Here is a 1,937-nt window from a genome sequence, read left to right as displayed (position 1 = left end):
GCAGACATCGTTCTGCAAGCTGCGATCGCTGCTGGTGCACCTAAAGATCTGATCGGTTGGATTGACCAGCCATCTGTCGAACTGTCTAACGCACTGATGCACCACCCAGATATCAACATGATTCTGGCAACTGGTGGCCCAGGCATGGTTAAAGCAGCATACAGCTCCGGTAAACCAGCAATCGGCGTAGGCGCAGGTAACACCCCTGTTGTTGTTGACGAAACTGCCGACATCAAACGTGTTGTTGCTTCTATCCTGATGTCTAAAACCTTCGATAACGGCGTAATCTGTGCTTCCGAGCAATCAGTTATCGTTGTTGACTCTGCTTATAACGCAGTGCGCGAACGTTTTGCATCCCACGGCGGCTACATGCTGCAGGGTAAAGAGCTGAAAGCTGTTCAGGACATCATTCTGAAAAACGGCGCACTGAACGCAGCTATCGTTGGTCAGCCAGCAACTAAAATTGCTGAACTGGCAGGCTTCACAGTACCGGCTGACACCAAGATTCTGATTGGTGAAGTTAGCGTTGTTGACGAATCTGAGCCATTCGCTCACGAAAAACTGTCTCCAACTCTGGCTATGTACCGTGCTAAGAGCTTCGAAGATGCAGTTGTTAAAGCTGAGAAACTGGTTGAGATGGGCGGCATCGGCCACACCTCTTGCCTGTACACAGACCAGGACAACCAGCCAGAGCGCGTTAAGCACTTCGGCGACAAAATGAAAACTGCACGTATCCTGATCAACACCCCTGCTTCTCAGGGTGGTATCGGTGACCTGTACAACTTCAAACTCGCGCCTTCCCTGACTCTGGGTTGTGGCTCATGGGGTGGTAACTCTATCTCTGAGAACGTGGGTCCTAAGCACCTGATCAACAAGAAAACCGTTGCTAAGCGAGCTGAGAACATGTTGTGGCATAAACTTCCGAAATCTATCTACTTCCGCCGTGGCTCCCTGCCAATCGCGCTGGACGAAGTGATTACTGATGGTCACAAACGTGCGATGATCGTTACCGACCGTTTCCTGTTCAACAACGGCTATGCAGACCAGATCACTTCTGTTCTGAAAGCAGCTGGCGTTGAAACTGAAGTATTCTTCGAAGTAGAAGCTGATCCAACTCTGTCCGTAGTACGTAAAGGTGCAGAACTGGCGAACTCCTTCAAACCAGACGTGATTATCGCGCTGGGCGGCGGTTCACCGATGGATGCTGCGAAAATCATGTGGGTTATGTACGAGCACCCAGAAACTCACTTCGAAGAATTGGCTCTGCGCTTCATGGACATCCGTAAGCGTATCTACAAGTTCCCGAAAATGGGCGTAAAAGCGAAAATGATCGCGGTTACCACCACTTCCGGTACTGGTTCAGAAGTGACTCCGTTTGCTGTTGTAACTGATGATGCGACTGGTCAGAAATACCCACTGGCTGACTATGCTCTGACTCCAGATATGGCGATTGTTGATGCCAACCTGGTGATGGATATGCCTAAGTCCCTGTGTGCATTCGGTGGTCTGGATGCAGTGACCCACGCACTGGAAGCTTACGTTTCTGTACTGGCGAGCGAATTCTCTGACGGTCAGGCTCTGCAAGCGCTGAAACTGCTGAAAGAAAACCTGCCAGCATCTTACAACGAAGGCTCTAAAAACCCAGTTGCTCGTGAGCGTGTACACAACGCTGCGACCATCGCGGGTATCGCGTTTGCGAACGCCTTCCTGGGTGTGTGTCACTCAATGGCTCACAAACTGGGTTCACAGTTCCACATTCCTCATGGTCTGGCGAACGCCCTGTTGATCTCTAACGTTATCCGTTATAACGCGAACGACAACCCAACTAAACAGACTGCATTCAGCCAGTATGACCGCCCACAAGCGCGTCGTCGTTATGCTGAAATCGCAGACCATCTGGGTCTGAGCGCACCGGGCGACCGTACTGCTGCTAAGAT

The 1,937-nt window shown here is 51.0% G+C and carries 1 protein-coding gene; it reads left to right on the top strand.

What is annotated here, in order from left to right; translation table 11 throughout:
• Positions 1–1,937, top strand: a 1,937-nt coding sequence (adhE, locus tag GC128_RS22880) for a bifunctional acetaldehyde-CoA/alcohol dehydrogenase (RefSeq protein WP_151996190.1), incomplete at both ends; no start/stop codon positions are given.

It is taken from the genome of Buttiauxella massiliensis (genome assembly GCF_902500225.1).
Lineage (GTDB): Bacteria > Pseudomonadota > Gammaproteobacteria > Enterobacterales > Enterobacteriaceae > Buttiauxella > Buttiauxella massiliensis.
Note: the sequence above shows the minus strand (reverse complement) of the source record. Positions and strands in the feature narration are given on the sequence as shown.